Origin of the sequence: Acinetobacter sp. YT-02 (genome assembly GCF_002412355.1) — a bacterium.
In the GTDB taxonomy this organism is placed as follows: domain Bacteria; phylum Pseudomonadota; class Gammaproteobacteria; order Pseudomonadales; family Moraxellaceae; genus Acinetobacter; species Acinetobacter towneri.
The window spans coordinates 61,386-77,563 of sequence record NZ_NOZT01000001.1 but is presented as its reverse complement, the minus strand read 5'-3'; the positions used below and the strand labels follow the sequence as shown (position 1 = coordinate 77,563).

The window sequence follows — 16,178 nt, the reverse complement described above, 5'->3', positions numbered from 1 at the left end:
TAAAGCTTAAGCTTTAATCTCTGCATCTAAGCCGAAAGACTGGCGTAATAGGGTGGCAAGTTGATCACGCGCTTTAATAAAGCCATCAATGCCGCCTTGTAACAATTGGAACGCCATCAAATCTGCCTCAAGTTGCGCTTTGAATTGTTCCTTTTCAATTGCTGCCAGTGGTTCAGCTTGAACTTGAATGGCATTGCTTGATAACGCTGCAGCGACTTCTCGTTCATCAGCTTCTAGTTCTGCCAATAAATTTGGTGCAACGGTCAATAAATCACAACCAGCTAAAGCCAAAACCTGATCAATACTACGGAAACTCGCGCCCATAATTTCAGTTTGTACTTGGTGCTGTTTATAGAATTGATAAATCTTCTTCACCGAAAGTACACCCGGATCTTTCTCTATAGGGTAGTACATGACATTTTCAGCTTTTTTATACCAATCTAAAATACGACCCACAAATGGTGAAATCAACGTCACTTTGGCATCTGCACAAGCATGTGCCTGATGTAAACCAAACAATAAGGTTAAATTGGTGTGAATGCCTTCGGCTTCCAACACTTTCGCCGCTTGAATGCCTTCCCATGTCGATGCAATCTTAATCAAAATGCGGTCTGAATGAACACCATAAGCTTGGTACAGTGCTAAAAGTTCTTTGGCTTTGGCAATGGTCGCATCAGTGTCATAAGACAAAGAAGCATCCACCTCAGTCGAAACACGACCTTCAATCAGCTTTAAAATTTCTACACCAAATTTGACCGTTAAAATATCAATGCTGCGCTCAACCAATAGATCATTTGTATAACCTTCAGCTTTGGCTTGCTCAAATGCAGCTTCAATCAACGCTTTATTTTCAGGTTGATTTGCAGCCGCCGTAATGAGTGATGGGTTGGTGGTCGCATCCAAAGGACGAAACTTTTCAATCGCAGCCAAGTCACTACTATCTGCAACAATGGTGGTTAAGTTTTTTAGTTGATTTAAGGCTGTCTGTGTCATTCGAGATCTAGTTCTTAGGTTATTGCTTATACATTCAGTTATATCACAAACAGCTTTTAACCCAAGTACCAAGTAAGAGGGTTTGTGGATTATTTACCAGTTTTTCTCAGATTTCGGACGTGATTAATCAAAAAATGAGCAGCAGCGCCCAATTGATGTTCTCGGCTCCAGACCAAATCGACAAAATATTCAAATTTTGGGGTGAAATCTAGCAGCTGTAAAATTTTTAATTCGTGTTGTAGTTCAGGATGTTCATTCAGCATTTCCAAGGGCAAGACACCCCAGCCTAAACCCTGCTTAATCATACTGCAGGCAGAATGATGATTATCGGTACGCCAATAGTGCTTAGAAAATAACAACTCGGGTTTAATCTGCCGATCACGGCTCGCCACTACAATTTGCCGATTTTGTAAAATCTGTTCAAAACTGACTTGATCAGATTCAGCCAGCGGTGAATGTCGGGCAGCGACAGGCACTAAAATTTCACGTTTTAATTCCACAAATTGTTCACTGCTTTGTAATTGTTCGCGTTCAAACATAAAGGCCAAGTCCGCTGCTTGAGTCATGAGTAAATGCAGTGCATCTTCTTGTGGCGCAGAGAAAATATTGATCTGCAATTCAGGAAATTGCTGTTCTAGTAACACAATATAATCTGTCCAGCGAGTGTGTAGTAATTCAGACACCACCACAATATTTAAGTGGGGTTCCAGCCCAGAACTGAGCGCAAAAGCATGTTGTTTCCATTGCTTCATTTCTATGAGCAGTTGTTTGCTTTTTTCGTAAAGACTCTGCGCTTGTGGGGTAGGCAAAGGTTCACGCCCAATCCGTTCAAACAGTTTTAGGTCTAAATCAATTTCTAAATTAGCAATGGACATACTAATTGCCGAAGGCACCTTGCCCAATTGGCGTGCAGCTGCAGAAAAAGAACCCGTTTCCATGACGGTGATAAAAATAATCAGCTGATCTTGATTGATATTCATGGCTGAGCATTCGTTTTACTTTTCAATATTATTGATGGATTCTAACTCGATTGGTCAATTAAATGAAAATAAAATAAGCGGGGAAGGATAAGTATTTGAGTAAGCAGATGTTGATTTCCAAAAGAAGATGGGTACATGCCCTGAGTTATGAAGTGATTTTATTGGTCATCATTGCTTTGGCATTAAGTTATGTGTTTGAAATGCCAATGCAAGTGACAGGTGGTCTAGGCATTGCGATGGCGGTGACATCGGTGCTGTGGAATATGTTTTTCAATCACTATTTTGAAAAGTTTGAAGCGCAACACCAGCTACACAGAACTTTTAAAATACGCGTTTTACACGCAATTGGTTTTGAAGGTGGCTTAATGCTCGCCACTATTCCCATGGTGGCGTATGCACTAGAAATATCCATGCTGCAGGCAATTTTGATTGATTTATTGATGACGCTCAGTATTTTGCTCTATACCTTTATTTTTCAATATTGTTATGACCATATCGAAGCGAAATTGGGTTATGCTCAGCAACATTCAGTCAGATAAAACGCTAGTGGCTAATTAAAAGTGAGCTGCTATAAATTAAGCGCTATAAAAAAGCCACCTGAGCGAATCAAGTGGCTTTTATTGCTATCTAAATTGGAACTAGGCAGAATTATTTTTCAATAATGGCTGTTACACCTTGACCGCCTGCTGCACAGATTGACACCAATACGCGACCTGAACCTTTTTGATTCAGAAGTTTCGCCGCAGTGGCAAGAATACGTCCGCCTGTTGCTGCAAATGGGTGACCTGCTGCCAAAGATGAACCTTTGACGTTCAGCTTGCTACGATCAATTGATCCTAAAGGTGCATCTAAACCTAAACGCTCTTTACAGAAGTTCGGATCTTCCCATGCTTTTAAGGTCGACAAGACTTGTGAAGCAAATGCTTCGTGAATTTCGTAATAGTCGAAGTCTTGTAATGTTAAACCAGCACGTTCAAGCATACGTGGGACAGCGTATGCAGGCGCCATCAACAAACCTTCTTTTTTACCTACAAAATCAACTGCGGCAGTTTCTTGGAAAGTCAAATATGCCAAGACTTCATGACCATTGGCTTTTGCCCATTCTTCAGAGGCAAGTAATACGCAAGATGCACCATCGGTTAGTGGAGTCGAGTTACCCGCCGTCATAGTGCGCGCGTCGCCTTTACCAAAAGCAGGTTTTAACTTCGCTAGTTTTTCTACAGTAGAATCTGCACGTAAGTTATTGTCACGTTCTAAACCTAAAAATGGCGTGATGAGATCATCAAAGAAACCTTCGTCATAGGCAGCTGCCATTTTTTGGTGAGATGAAGCTGCTAACTCATCCTGCGCTTCACGAGAGATGCCCCATTCCAACGTAGTAATGGCTTGGTGGTCGCCCATTGATAAACCTGTGCGTGGTTCACCGTTACGTGGCGCATCCATTAAATCTTTAATGTTGATTTTGGTTAATGCTTTTAAGCGGTCTTTACCTGTTTTTGCAATGTTCAATTCAAGCAATGCTTTACGCAAACCATCGCCAAATGCGATTGGCGCGTCAGAAGTCGTATCTACACCGCCTGCAACACCAACCTCGATTTGACCCAGTGCAATTTTATTCGCAACTAAAAAAGCAGCCTGCAAGCCAGTACCACATGCTTGTTGTATATCGTAAGCAGGTGTTTCAGGAGCAAGGGCAGTATTGAGTACGCACTCACGAGTCATGTTAAAGTCACGGCTGTGTTTGAGCACTGCACCTGCAACAACTTCACCCAAACGCTGACCTTGTAAGTTGAATCGTTCAACAAGACCATTTAATGCTGCTGTAAACATATCTGTATTAGATGCAGTAAAGTAAGCGCCATTAGAACGTGCGAATGGAATACGGTTACCACCGATAATAGCAACGCGGCGAACAGTGTTTTGGCTCATAATTTTATCCTGTTGAACAGAGGTATTGGTATTAGATGGTGCTTTTGTTTGCGTTGAAGCAGTTGTTTTAGCACGGCTAGTCGTGCGGGTACGTGTAGTTTTTGTCGTACTCGTGTTGGAACGGGTTGCAGTGTTGCTACTTTTGCTTGTACGTTTAGCAGTTGATGTATTTGACACAGAATCCGTTGCAGAATTTTCCACTGCTGGATTTTCTTGAGTTGTTTTGCTCATAAGGCTTTTCCAAGCATGTTAAGGGTCTACTTGATGCGTACATTAGCACAATAGTATGACAGCTGAATTGACTACAATGACATTGCAGAATGCATTCAGGTCAAGACATCTCATAATTAACTCAAGTATGATTTAGCACAAACGGGTAACGCTATTGAAATGTGGGCATTTGGCATCATATTGATGTTAAAAGATATCGTGTAATCCATCAAAAAATGAATTTATGAGAGATAATAATCATGACTGATCAATATCAAACATTTGCAAAATCTCCTATTGGTAAATTTGTCATTAAAAATTTGGGTTTACCATCCCCAACTTTTTTAGATCGTTTTGAGTCTGCAACACCAGTGGTAAAAGGTGCAGTACTTTTAGGTGCAGCCCCTGCAAGTGATTTGTCTGCATCAATTGCACAAGTTTTAGCCAATGTACATGCCAACAGTTATGCAGGTAACAATGCAGAATTGCAACAAGCTGCGGCAAAAGTGGGCTTAAATTTAGGTGCATTCAATCCAGGCGATAAAGAATCTAAATTTAAAGTGGTGGTGTTTGATGCTTCAGGTATTGAAAACTCTGAACAATTAAAAGCGCTTTATGAGTTCTTTAACCCAATCTCACGCCAAATTCAGGCTTCTGGTCGCGTGGTGGTGATTGGTACTACACCAGAAACTGCAGGCAGTGTGAAAAAAGCCATTGCACAACGCGCTTTGGAAGGTTTTGTAAAATCGGTAGGCAAAGAATTTAAAAAAGGCATTGCGGCTAACTTAATTTATGTCGATCAAGGTGCTGCAGCAAACTTAGAATCTACGTTACGTTTTGCAATTTCACCACGTTCTGCTTATGTGTCAGGTCAGGTGATTCGTGTGTCGAGTGCTGCAACTGTAGATGTAGATTGGGCAAAACCATTGGCAGGTAAAACTGCTGTAGTGACAGGTGCAAGCCGTGGTATTGGTGAAGCGATTGCGCATGTGTTGGCACGTGATGGTGCACACGTTATTTGCCTAGACGTTCCACAACAACAAGCAGATTTAGACCGTGTTGCTGCTGAAATTGGTGGTTCAACGCTAGCAATTGACATTACTGCTGCAGATGCAGGCGAGCAAATTAAAACAGCTGCCGCTGCACAAGGTGGTTTGGATATTATTGTGCATAATGCGGGGATTACCCGTGACAAAACTTTGGCAAATATGAAACCAGAGCTTTGGGATTTAGTCATTAACATCAACTTGTCTGCAATTGAGCGTGTGAACGATTACTTATTGGCAAATGATGGTTTAAATGCCAATGGTCGTATCGTTTGCGTATCTTCAATTTCAGGTATTGCAGGCAACTTGGGTCAAACCAACTATGCAGCATCTAAAGCTGGCGTGATTGGTGTCGTGAAATTTACCGCACCTGTTTTAAACAACGGCATCACCATTAATGCGGTTGCACCGGGCTTTATTGAAACGCAAATGACTGCTGCAATTCCTTTTGCCATTCGTGAAGCAGGTCGTCGTATGAACTCTATGAGTCAGGGTGGTTTACCTGTAGACGTTGCAGAAACCATTGCTTACTTTGCTTCATCGGCATCGACAGGTATTAATGGTAACGTGGTACGTGTTTGTGGTCAAAGCTTGTTAGGGGCTTAACACCTTCAAAGTTCTCTCCCTTGGGGAGAGGATTTAGGAGAGGGAGATAAGGGGATAGATTATTAACCCTTCTCTCTAGCTTTCTCCCAGCGGGAGAAAGAACTCCATTAAATAAATTAGAAAAACTTCTCAAAGGTTCAGTATGAATACTCGCCATTTTAGTCAACTTCCAAAACCCTATTTAGCCTATCCAAAAGTGATTCAGGGCTTAATTTTTAAAAAGCCAAAAGGTGAAAAAGTTCTGCCGCAAGTTGAATATGTGGTGGATTCATTCAAGGTTGATCAAAAGCACTTAAAAGCCTATAATGCAGTGACAGGTTTTAAAAATAACGGCTATATTCCTGCAATTTATTTGGCTGTATTGTCACAAAGTCTGCAAATGCACATGATGACCCAAGAAGCATTTCCATTTGCAATTTTGGGCTTGGTGCATATTCGCAACCAAGTCAAACAAAGCCGTAAAGTTGGATTGAATGAACAACTGACCTTGTCGTGTAAATTTGGTGAATTGCAACCACATGATAAAGGCGTACAGTTTGATTTTATTACCACCGTTAAAGTAGGCAATGAGGTGGTGATGGAAGGTTTTACCACGTATTTAGCACGTCAAAAAACCACCACTAAAGCTGCTGCAAAGCCTGCAGAAAGCAAAGCGCTAAACTATGCCGTTCAAGCTGAATGGGATATTTCTGAAAATACAGGTCGCCGTTATGCTTTAACGTCTGGCGATTTTAACTTAATTCATATCCACGCGATTACTGCAAAAGCATTTGGCTTTAAACAAGCGATTGCGCACGGCATGTGGAGCAAAGCCAAAGCCTTATCTAGTTTAACTTTGCCAGATGCTTATGAAGTCGATGTGTGGTTTAAGTTACCTATGTATTTGCCATCTAAAGTTGAGTTTTTAACTGCAACGGACGCTAAAAATACAGATTTTTTAATTCGTAACAGTAAAAACCAAAAACCGCATGTGACAGGTGTTGTCACCGCGCTTTAATTCAGTGATCGAAAGCCCAGATTATTTAAATTTGGGCTTTTTATTTGCGCTAAACTTTTATTAACAAGAAAAACGAGATAAACAGGACGATGCAACATTTAAAGGATTATATTTTTGCTGAAAATGAAAATTATCGTGGATGGGTTGCGCCTGAGTTTCATGATTTAGCGATGCAATTTAGCCGTTTGCAAAATGCACGTAGCCAACAGGGCGGAGCTGCTTTAGCGGTGTACTTTCAAGGTCAGAAAGTCGTCGATATTTACACAGGTAAAAAGTCGCCAGATGAAGACTGGCAAGCCGATACGTTATCGGTATGTTATTCCACAGGCAAAGGTGTATTAGCGACACTGGCACATATTTTGGTCAGTCAAGGACTGGTCGATTACGATACTCCCATTTATATATACTGGCCTGAATTCGCCCAAAATGGCAAAGCATTGATGACCTTAAGGCATGTGCTGAGTCATCAAAGTGGTTTATATGACATCCGTAATATCATTGCCGATGCGACTGAAATGGCAGATTGGTCGCACATGCTGGATGTGTTGGCTCAAGCCAAGCCACGTTTTGATGTAGCAAGTGAGGCAGCGTATCAACCTTTAACTTTTGGCTGGCTGGTCGGTGGGATTTTAGAAAAAGCTACAGGTCAAACATTGGCTGAACTGATGCAGCAATACTTGGTTGAACCTTTGGCTTTGGATGGGGCTTATTTTGGTGTGCCTGCATCTGAGCTTTCGCGTGTCGCACGACCATTTAAAACTGCTGTGACATCAGTGCAAACAGATTCATCACCCACAAATAAACAGACAGCTAAAGTTCAAAACCAAGCTAAATCGAGCAAACGTCCTGTATCAATATTCGATAAAGTCATTGCATGGAGTGGGCAAAATCCGCAAGACTTTCAGGATGGCATGATTCCCAAAGGCATGAAAAATTTTAGTTTTTTTAGTGATACTGGTTTGCAAGCTGTGATTCCTGCTGCCAATGGTGTATTTACTGCCCAAAGTTTGGCACGTATTTATGCCATGTTGGCGCAGGGTGGATCATGGCAGGGTCAGCAATTGGTTCAGCCTGAAGTTTTTCAGCAATTAAGCCAAGTGCAATATGTGCAGCGTGATCGAGTTATGCCTATCCCGATGCATTGGCGATTAGGCTATCACCGTGTATTAAGTTTGGGTAAGCGCTCTCACGGTTTTGGACACATGGGTTTTAATGGTTCAGGCGCGTGGTGTGATCCTGACCGTCAACTCAGTTTTGCCTATACCCATAATTTTGCTGCAGGTTCTTTAATTGGTGATTATCGACTTTGGGGACTGAGTCAGGAAGCCATTCGCTGTGCAGATCGGCAATTGCAAGGGCGTAAAGGCTGGTTTTAGGCGTGATTGTACGTTCACTCTTTGCCAAAAAAACAGTATGCTTAGACCTGTAAAAAGGAGCATTCATGTATCAGGTACTTGCGCGTAAATATCGTCCTCGTAATTTTAATGAATTGGTGGGACAAAACCATGTATCACGGGCATTGACCAGTGCTTTGGAACGTGGGCGTTTGCACCATGCTTATCTTTTTACGGGAACACGTGGTGTAGGTAAAACTACCATTGCGCGTATTTTGGCCAAATGCCTGAACTGTGAAACAGGCGTGACATCTACCCCATGTGAAGTGTGTCCGACCTGTACTGCGGTCAATGAAGGTCGTTTTATTGATTTAATCGAAATTGATGCGGCGTCACGTACTAAGGTTGAAGACACACGTGAGTTGCTCGATAACGTACCTTATGCACCGACTCAGGGACGTTTTAAGGTTTATCTGATTGACGAAGTGCACATGCTGTCTACGCATTCCTTCAATGCTTTGCTAAAAACTTTGGAAGAACCGCCTGAGCATGTGAAGTTTCTGTTTGCGACCACAGACCCACAAAAACTCCCTATTACTGTGATTTCGCGCTGTTTGCAATTTACTTTGCGTCCATTGCAGGTCGATGAAATTACCAGTCATTTAACGGATATTTTAGCCAAAGAACAGATTGTTGCAGAGCAAGATGCAATTTGGCAGATTGCTGAATCTGCGCAAGGTTCTTTGCGTGATGCGATGTCTTTGACAGACCAAGCCATTGCTTATGGTCAGGGTGAAATTCATCATCAAGATGTCAAAGACATGCTGGGCTTGATTGATCGCACCATTATCTATGATTTGATTTTAGCGATTCATCAAAACCAACAGCAGCGTGTGAGTCAGTTGTTATTACAATTTAGACAGCAAGCTTTAGATGTGTCTTTGGTGTTGGATCAGTTAATTTCGACACTGCATGAATTGGCAATCATGCAATATCTGCCAGATTTAAACCTAAAATACAGTGCTGAAATTAATCAAAAAATTCAGCAGCTTGCGGGTCTGATCTCTGCACAAGATTTACAGTTGTATTATCAAATTGCTTGTAAAGGACGCGCCGATTTACAAATTGCCGTAACCCAAGAACAAGGCTTTGAAATGTGTGTACTGCGTTTACTGGCATTTCGACCTTTGCAAGCCAATGAAGTGTTGGTTGCTGCGCCACAAAATACTGCACAAACAGCGGCTTCCCAGCCAGTTGCTCAAATGGAGCAAACTCCACAAGCTGTGGCAACTCAAAATACAGCACAAGCGGAACAGCATGTAACTGAATTAGATGCGGTTGCAACACCTGATCTTGATGGATTTGACTATGAGGATGACGATTATTCAGATCACACCACGACACAAACCAGTGTTGCAGAACCTTCTTCAGATGATTTTTTAGATGAGGATGAGCCTGAAGCTTTAACACATCAAGATCAACAGTCGATTCAAGCGCAACAACCGACTCCGCAAGCGCTACACTCAACAGCTGCGATTTCACCAGAATCTATGTCAGAACCTGCAGTGAATGAAGAAACTGCAATACAGGCTGAGGATAAGCAATCTGAATCTATCGTGTTTGATCCAAATGCAGATGCACAATTGTTTGGTTTAGATGAAGATGCCTCATCGGTAAGCACTACATCTGATGTGCAAAGTCATGATGATTTTTTACTGGAAAGTTTTGATGCCGTTGCACCGTTAGGTGATCTTGCTGCATCAGCCGAAACATTGCTAGTTTCATCTACACTACAATCGAATAATGCTTCACCGTCAATTACACAAAATGTAAGTAATGCAGAAACCGCTTTATTTGATTTAGCAGCGACTGAAGTCGAACCGAATGTTGCCAGTGCGACAGCACAACCGCAGCAAACCATAGCATCTAATGCCGATGATCAATTAATGCCGCAGGATATTCTGCGTTTACAGCCGCAAGTTTTAGAAGGTGAGTGGACTTTAGACAAGTGGGAATATTGGTTTAGACACAGCGAGTTGTCACCTGCCGTGCAAGAATTGGCGCAGCATGGCGTAATGACGGGGCAGATTAATGCTGAATCGGTTTTTCATATTCCTGAGCAATATCAGCAGTTATTGACTCAACTGCAACATGCTTTAGAAAGTGCTTTAAAAGAACAGTGGAGTAAAACTCTGTTTAAAGTGCAATATGAAAATGTGGATGACACGACACCGTACATTTTGCAGCAACAGCGCAAACAACGCGCTTATCAACGGGCTGAAAATTTATTGCATCAAGAACCGATTGTGAAAGATATTTTGCAAAACTTTGATGGCGAATTACATAACATTCAGTTGAAATAACCTGTTGTTAGCTTTTGTTTGCAGAATTTTAAGGCTGGGTCAAACCAGCCTTATTTTTTGCTAAGCGCAAGCTGAATCTGTGCTTTTATATGGCTGTAATGCTTCGCGGATGGAGTCAGGAATCGGGCAGTTTTGGCGTGTAATTCGATCTACAAATACATGCACCACTTGTCCTTGTGCAGCGGCAAGATTTTGATTGTTTTTAAAAATTGCCAAATCATAAATTAAGGATGAGTTTCCAATTTTTTGAATAGCAACACCTACTTCAATCATTTCAGGATAGGACAATTCCTGCAAAAAATGACAGGTGGAATTGACCACTAAACCAATACAGGGTGATCGTTTGGGTTCAAAGCCTGCTTTTTGCATCAGTAGGGCATTGGCTGCGCTGTCAAAATAGCTGTAATAAGTGACATTATTGACATGTCCATACATATCGTTGTCTGCCCAGCGAGTTTGGATGGGAAAGAAAAAAGCGTATTGCTCACGGGTTTTGGTGTCAGGTTTCACAAGTTTACCTATATTTTTATCGACGTGGTGTCATGCTTTAATGGGTGGAAATCATCCCAAATAAATGTAGAAAGTTAAATACAGAACGTTAAGCGTAAATGTTAGGCATAAATGGCTTGGTAAATCTGTAACGCATCCTGCATTTGCATTGCTCTCGGGTTGTTTTGCAATAAACGGCTTTGCAGCATCGCATCTTCTGCCAGTTGTGGCAGCATGTTTTCTGCTATGCCTATGGCATTGAGTTTTAACACCAAGCCACTTTGATCTAAATGATTTTGTAAATGATCAATAAACAAATCACATAATCCATCTGTGCAGCCTTTACTGCGTGGGTCTAACCAACACATCAGTTCTGCATAATACTGTTTGGCTGCAGGCGCATTAAATTTTAAAACTTCGGTTAGTACCAATGCATTGCTATGCCCATGTGAAATATGGAAATGTCCGCCTAAAGGATAGGCAAGCGCATGTACCGCAGCCACAGGAGCATTGGCAAAGGCTTGTCCTGCCAGCATTGAACCAAACAGCATGTTTTGCCGTGCTTGCATATTGCTGCCATCTTCAAGCACTAATTTTAAGTTTTGATCAAGTAAACGCAGCGCATGTTTTGCCAGAAAATCTGAATACGCATTTTTTTTGATTTTAGAAGTATAGGCTTCAATGGCATGTACCATCGCATCTATACCTGTGGCTGCGGTAATCTGTGCAGGTAGATGACGGGTAAAATTGGCATCTAAAATGGCAACATCGGCATATAAAATAGGAGAAACAATGCCTGTTTTACTGGTTGCACCTGTGGTGACAATGGAAATAGGTGTGACTTCTGAACCTGTACCTGCCGTTGTGGGAACTAAAATGAGTGGTAAACGTGGTGCTTTCGCATTGCCAACACCGTACAAGTCCGACAGTTGTTGAGTTTGTTCGGAATGACTCAGCACGGCAATAATTTTGGCGACATCCATCGCACTACCCCCACCAAAACCTAATACAACATCAATATTTTGCTGTTTGGCAAAATCAACTGCTTCTAACACAATCTGTTCTGCGGGGTCGGCTTGCACATTCGAGTAAATGGCATAGTCCAGTTGCAGTTGCTTTAAAATTTCTAAAATAGGTTGATGTAATTGTTGTTGTAAAATGCCAGCATCGGTGACCAATAACAAACGCTTATAATTTTTTTCGGTTAAAACCGTTTTTAGTTCAGAAATTGAACCCAATCCAGAAATAATGTTGCCAACTGTTTGAAATTGAAAATGCTGCATCGTCTTTATTCCTAATTTTTATACTTAATTCAACATTATTGTAGGGTCACGATATAGGATTCATATCATAAATAACTTAACATAAGACTCTTAAAAATAAAGTAGCTTTGAGGTTGTTTATGTCATCCAAAACGCCATATAAGGTGTTATGTGTTTGTTTGGGAAATATTTGCCGCTCTCCAACGGCAGAAATTGTACTTCGACATTTTTGTGATGAACAACAACTCAATGTGTTGGTAGATTCTGCTGGAACCAGTAATTATCATCCAGGCAAAGCCCCAGATTTACGCAGCCAAAAACATGCGTTCAAACGTGGTTATGACTTATCTACATTGCGCGCGCGTCAGTTACGTATACAAGACTTTGTCGAGTTTGATTTGATTTTGGCGATGGATTTTGAAAACTTAAGCAATATTCAATCTTTAATGCGCCGTGCTGAAGCTGAACTGGGCAGTTTGCGCGCTGAAATAGCCTTAATGAGCGAACACGATCCGCATTATACGCAGCAAGAATTACCCGATCCATATTATGGCGAAGCCGATGGTTTTGAGCGGGTGCTCGATCAATGCGAGTCGAGTAGTCGCGCATGGGTGAAAGTTTTACAACAACAATTTGAATTGAAGGTTTAAGTCATGCACATTCACTACAACATGCAACTCAAACCGTTCAATACGTTAAATTTAGATGCAACTGCATCGCATTATGTCAAAATTGAAAATATTCAAGATGTACAGGATGCTTTGGCATTTGCCCAGAAAGAACAATTAAATGTGCTGATTCTATCGGGTGGTAGCAATATGTTATTGCCTGAACATATTCATGCCTTGGTCATGCACATGGATATTCAGGGCATCGAAAAATGCGCTGAAGATGATGCAAGTGTCACCCTAAAAGTTGGGGCAGGACAAGTCTGGCATGAGTTTGTGTTGTGGAGTACGGAACAAAAGTTATATGGTCTGCAAAATCTGGCTTTAATTCCAGGTTTGGTCGGCGCTTCACCTGTGCAAAATATTGGTGCTTATGGCGTTGAAGTCGGTGAGTTTATTGAATCTGTGCAGGTTTATGATCGTGAATGCCAACAATTCAGCTCAATTGTTGCAGCAGATTGTCAGTTTGCCTATCGACACAGTATTTTTAAAGATCATCCCAACCGTTACATCATTACCCATGTGACTTTTAAACTGTTAAAACAGGCGGCGTTAAAATTAAATTATGGCGACTTAAAAGCTGCTGTAGGCGATGAGCAAACTGCTGAAAATCTGCAGCAACAAGTCATTCAAATTCGCCAAAGTAAGCTGCCTAATCCTGCAGAATATCCAAATGTAGGTAGTTTCTTTAAAAATCCTGTGATTTCGACTCAGCAATTTGACCAAATTGCAGCACAATTTCCAAATTTACCCCATTACCCACAGCCGAATGCGCAAGTTAAAATTGCAGCAGGCTGGTTGATTGATCAAGCTGGCTGGAAGGGAAAACAACTGGGTGTGGTGGGTATGTTTCATAAACAAGCGTTGGTTTTAGTCAATTATGCCGATGCCACTTTGGCAGATGTGCAACACACCTATCGTGCTGTGCAGCAAGATGTTTTGAGTCGTTTTGGTATTTCACTCGAACCTGAACCTGTGTTATTTGATGAAACAGGTTTGATTCGTGCACATCAACCGGTAGGTTAAGTGAAGATGAAACAGAATCGTTGGATGCTCAGATTGGTACAAATTGCTACCGTGCTCTTTGTATTGTTTGCAGCATTCATGATTTTTATTTATTCACCTTTTTATTCTACTTTGGTGGTCAAAACGCTGAACACTTTGGTGCCTGTAGAAGTGAATCAAGTGGCAGCAAAAAGTCAGCAAATGGCGGCTTTTAGTGATCAAGACAGTTTGGAGCCCGGTTCAGATTTATGGATTGCCCGACAAGCTTATCTGAAGCTCATGGAGCAAGAAATCCAATCTAAAAATTCGCAAAATTTAACTTTAATTCAGGCACGTTATAAAGCCTTACAAGCGCTTATTTTAGAAGAACAAACGCAAAAAAAATTAGCATCTGAGCAAGAGTTGCCGCAAGTCCCATTGTTGGTGTCTAATGCAGCTTCTGAAGCAGTTGTAGAAGACCCATCCGAAAATGTAAAAGCCTTGCTCAATTTGGATAGTCATGAAAATCAGGTACTCATGGAACAATACTTGGAGTTTTTAAGCACTCATAAAATTGCCGAAACCGAAAGTGAGCCTGTAGATGAAGAAATCTTTAAAGATATTGCTTTAATTCAGCAACAAAATATTCCAAAAATACCTGCAAACTCTAAACCTTATGCGATTGTGGTTTTAGGTGGTGGCTTAACTTTAGATGATAATGGCAAAGATATTGTGGTCAATGACTACACACGTTTACGTTTAGAAACGACCCTAGCGGTGGTAAAACAATATCAATTGCCGATTGTACTGAGTGGTGTAGAAGCACCTTATATGCAGCGTTGGTTAAAAAAATATGATGTCGAAGCAAAATTATTAGAAGATCGCAGCATGAATACTTGTGAAAATTCACGTTTTAGTTCTTTATTATTACAAAAAAAAGGGGGGGCGCCGACAGTGATTTTGATTACAGACCGTTATCACATGCCACGCACCCGCCGTTTATTTGCTTTGAATGGAATTGAAACGATTCCAGTCGAGGCTCCCATGCCGACTCAACTGACCGCATGGCGTCCAAGTGAACAAAACTATGATCACAGCCGCCGTGCCAATTATGAAATGCTTGCCGCCATTCGGGATGTCTTGATTGGTTCTAGCGCATGTCGCGAGGTGCCATAATGCCTGATATTCCATTTTTAAACCCAAGCGTGTTGAAGCAATTAGATTTGCCAGTGCCGAGTAGGGAAACCACACCACAAATTCTACAACCTTTAAATTTGAATCGTGGTTTTGAACCGAGTGTTGAGTTACAAGCCTATCGACAGCTATATGGTTTTCATTTGTTGGACTGTGAACATTGGCAAGGCTATGTGCAAATGCCGTTGTTTAAATTGCATGTGCAAATTTTTCAACCCGATTTAAGCAAAACCAAATTTGATCAGGTGCAGGGCACGGTATTTCTACTGCATGGCTATTTGGAACATAGCGGGATTTATCAACCTATCGTCAAAGAATTATTAGAGCAGGGCTTTAGTGTTTTGACTTATGATTTGCCCGGACATGGATTGAGTGATGGTTATCCTGCCAACATCAAAAATTTTGATCATTATCAGCAAGTATTACATGCGGTTTATCAATATGTAAAAAATGCCGATCAATTGCCAAAACCGTGGTTGGGCATTGGGCAAAGTACAGGTGGTGCAATTTGGATGCATCACTTGTTGGAATTTGCTCAGCGCCGTGAAAATCCATTTGTAGAGCGTGTGTTGTTGTTATCGCCTTTGATTCGTCCTGCAAAATCGGCATGGTGGCATAACTCTGTTGGTTTGGGCATTATCCGTCGGATTAAGCGTGAAGTGCCGCGACATTTTAGACGCAATAATCATAATCCTGAATTTTTACGCTTTGTGCGTTTAAAAGACCCGCTGCAACCTAGAATGATGGGCATGGATTGGATTTTAGCCATGTCTAAATGGATGTTGGAGATGGAAGAACGTCCAGCTTGCCGTATTCCTGTTTGGTTGGCACAAGGGGCGCAAGATCAAACCGTAGATTGGCGCTACAACATTGAGTTTATTCGGCGTAAATTCCGCCTGCAAACCTTACTCATGTTAGAAGAAGGCTCGCATCAATTAATCAATGAACGTGCGGATATTCGTGCGGCTTTAACAGGGCTGATTCCTGCATTTTTACATGCACATAGCTCTAAGACTTATTATTAATTTATCAACCATCTTTTAAATACGGCTCTACATTTGCTTTGATGCTGTTCTCGGCATCAAAGCATATTTATGCTGCGCTGCTCATTAAAATGTGAAGC

Annotated in this window: 14 protein-coding genes; 9 read left to right on the top strand and 5 right to left on the bottom strand. The window is 41.5% G+C overall.

Annotated elements, in window-relative coordinates:
• Positions 1-6: 6 nt before the first annotated feature.
• Both tal and CF596_RS00380 read right to left on the bottom strand, forming a co-directional pair.
• Positions 7-993 (bottom strand): transaldolase, encoded by a 987-nt coding sequence (tal, locus tag CF596_RS00385; RefSeq protein ID WP_096900888.1) that lies wholly within the window; start codon positions 991-993, stop codon positions 7-9.
• An 89-nt stretch (positions 994-1,082) separates the two neighbouring features.
• Positions 1,083-1,973 carry a LysR family transcriptional regulator gene (locus tag CF596_RS00380; protein WP_096900887.1) on the bottom strand — a complete coding sequence of 297 codons (891 nt, stop codon included), beginning with the start codon at positions 1,971-1,973 and terminating at the stop codon, positions 1,083-1,085.
• A 107-nt stretch (positions 1,974-2,080) separates the two neighbouring features.
• Here CF596_RS00380 and aceI point away from each other — a divergent pair, with 107 nt between their 5' ends.
• Positions 2,081-2,512: a chlorhexidine efflux PACE transporter AceI gene (gene aceI / locus CF596_RS00375; protein ID WP_096900886.1), complete on the top strand. Its 432-nt coding sequence runs from the start codon at positions 2,081-2,083 to the stop codon at positions 2,510-2,512.
• 109 nt (positions 2,513-2,621) lie between these two features.
• Here the strand turns inward: aceI and CF596_RS00370 are convergent, their stop codons facing one another.
• On the bottom strand, positions 2,622-4,133 hold the full coding sequence (locus CF596_RS00370) for an acetyl-CoA C-acetyltransferase (protein WP_096900885.1): 1,512 nt from the start codon (positions 4,131-4,133) through the stop codon (positions 2,622-2,624).
• A 239-nt stretch (positions 4,134-4,372) separates the two neighbouring features.
• Here CF596_RS00370 and CF596_RS00365 point away from each other — a divergent pair, with 239 nt between their 5' ends.
• The 4 genes from CF596_RS00365 to dnaX all read left to right on the top strand — a co-directional run bounded on the left by CF596_RS00365 (position 4,373) and on the right by dnaX (position 10,458).
• Positions 4,373-5,764, top strand: a complete 1,392-nt coding sequence (locus CF596_RS00365; protein ID WP_096900884.1) for a 3-oxoacyl-ACP reductase — start codon at positions 4,373-4,375, stop codon at positions 5,762-5,764.
• 142 nt (positions 5,765-5,906) lie between these two features.
• Positions 5,907-6,761: a MaoC/PaaZ C-terminal domain-containing protein gene (locus tag CF596_RS00360; protein ID WP_096900883.1), complete on the top strand. Its 855-nt coding sequence runs from the start codon at positions 5,907-5,909 to the stop codon at positions 6,759-6,761.
• An 89-nt stretch (positions 6,762-6,850) separates the two neighbouring features.
• On the top strand, positions 6,851-8,137 hold the full coding sequence (locus CF596_RS00355; protein ID WP_096900882.1) for a serine hydrolase domain-containing protein: 1,287 nt from the start codon (positions 6,851-6,853) through the stop codon (positions 8,135-8,137).
• A 65-nt stretch (positions 8,138-8,202) separates the two neighbouring features.
• The gene (dnaX, locus tag CF596_RS00350) at positions 8,203-10,458 is read left to right on the top strand and encodes a DNA polymerase III subunit gamma/tau (protein ID WP_096900881.1); all 2,256 of its coding nucleotides are present in this window, start codon (positions 8,203-8,205) and stop codon (positions 10,456-10,458) included.
• Positions 10,459-10,518: 60 nt separating this feature from the next.
• On the opposite strand, the gene CF596_RS00345 is transcribed toward dnaX, so the two are convergent.
• Together CF596_RS00345 and CF596_RS00340 are read right to left on the bottom strand one after the other, a co-directional pair.
• Positions 10,519-10,968 (bottom strand): thioesterase family protein, encoded by a 450-nt coding sequence (locus tag CF596_RS00345; RefSeq protein WP_004973275.1) that lies wholly within the window; start codon positions 10,966-10,968, stop codon positions 10,519-10,521.
• 101 nt (positions 10,969-11,069) lie between these two features.
• On the bottom strand, positions 11,070-12,230 hold the full coding sequence (locus CF596_RS00340) for an iron-containing alcohol dehydrogenase (RefSeq protein ID WP_096900880.1): 1,161 nt from the start codon (positions 12,228-12,230) through the stop codon (positions 11,070-11,072).
• 119 nt (positions 12,231-12,349) lie between these two features.
• Here CF596_RS00340 and CF596_RS00335 point away from each other — a divergent pair, with 119 nt between their 5' ends.
• The 4 genes from CF596_RS00335 to CF596_RS00320 are packed head-to-tail and all read left to right on the top strand — an operon-like array spanning position 12,350 to position 16,080.
• Positions 12,350-12,859 carry a low molecular weight protein-tyrosine-phosphatase gene (locus tag CF596_RS00335; protein WP_004973278.1) on the top strand — a complete coding sequence of 170 codons (510 nt, stop codon included), beginning with the start codon at positions 12,350-12,352 and terminating at the stop codon, positions 12,857-12,859.
• A gap of 3 nt (positions 12,860-12,862) precedes the next feature.
• Positions 12,863-13,903 carry a UDP-N-acetylmuramate dehydrogenase gene (gene murB / locus CF596_RS00330; protein ID WP_004973280.1) on the top strand — a complete coding sequence of 347 codons (1,041 nt, stop codon included), beginning with the start codon at positions 12,863-12,865 and terminating at the stop codon, positions 13,901-13,903.
• A gap of 6 nt (positions 13,904-13,909) precedes the next feature.
• Positions 13,910-15,037: a YdcF family protein gene (locus tag CF596_RS00325; protein ID WP_096900879.1), complete on the top strand. Its 1,128-nt coding sequence runs from the start codon at positions 13,910-13,912 to the stop codon at positions 15,035-15,037.
• A complete protein-coding gene (locus tag CF596_RS00320) occupies positions 15,037-16,080 on the top strand; it encodes an alpha/beta hydrolase (protein ID WP_096900878.1) in 1,044 nt (347 codons plus the stop codon). The genes CF596_RS00325 and CF596_RS00320 overlap by 1 nt, the downstream gene beginning before the upstream one ends.
• The last annotated feature ends 98 nt before the right edge of the window (positions 16,081-16,178 follow it).

Bases quoted from the DNA above. Each gene is read 5' to 3' on its own strand.
- tal (WP_096900888.1), bottom strand. From the start codon at position 993: ATGACACAGACAGCCTTAAATCAACTAAAAAACTTAACCACCATTGTT.
- CF596_RS00355 (WP_096900882.1), top strand. From the start codon at position 6,851: ATGCAACATTTAAAGGATTATATTTTTGCTGAAAATGAAAATTATCGT.
- CF596_RS00360 (WP_096900883.1), top strand. From the start codon at position 5,907: ATGAATACTCGCCATTTTAGTCAACTTCCAAAACCCTATTTAGCCTAT.
- CF596_RS00335 (WP_004973278.1), top strand. From the start codon at position 12,350: ATGTCATCCAAAACGCCATATAAGGTGTTATGTGTTTGTTTGGGAAAT.
- dnaX (WP_096900881.1), top strand. From the start codon at position 8,203: ATGTATCAGGTACTTGCGCGTAAATATCGTCCTCGTAATTTTAATGAA.
- CF596_RS00370 (WP_096900885.1), bottom strand. From the start codon at position 4,133: ATGAGCAAAACAACTCAAGAAAATCCAGCAGTGGAAAATTCTGCAACG.
- murB (WP_004973280.1), top strand. From the start codon at position 12,863: ATGCACATTCACTACAACATGCAACTCAAACCGTTCAATACGTTAAAT.
- CF596_RS00365 (WP_096900884.1), top strand. From the start codon at position 4,373: ATGACTGATCAATATCAAACATTTGCAAAATCTCCTATTGGTAAATTT.
- CF596_RS00380 (WP_096900887.1), bottom strand. From the start codon at position 1,973: ATGAATATCAATCAAGATCAGCTGATTATTTTTATCACCGTCATGGAA.
- CF596_RS00320 (WP_096900878.1), top strand. From the start codon at position 15,037: ATGCCTGATATTCCATTTTTAAACCCAAGCGTGTTGAAGCAATTAGAT.
- CF596_RS00325 (WP_096900879.1), top strand. From the start codon at position 13,910: ATGAAACAGAATCGTTGGATGCTCAGATTGGTACAAATTGCTACCGTG.
- CF596_RS00340 (WP_096900880.1), bottom strand. From the start codon at position 12,230: ATGCAGCATTTTCAATTTCAAACAGTTGGCAACATTATTTCTGGATTG.
- aceI (WP_096900886.1), top strand. From the start codon at position 2,081: ATGTTGATTTCCAAAAGAAGATGGGTACATGCCCTGAGTTATGAAGTG.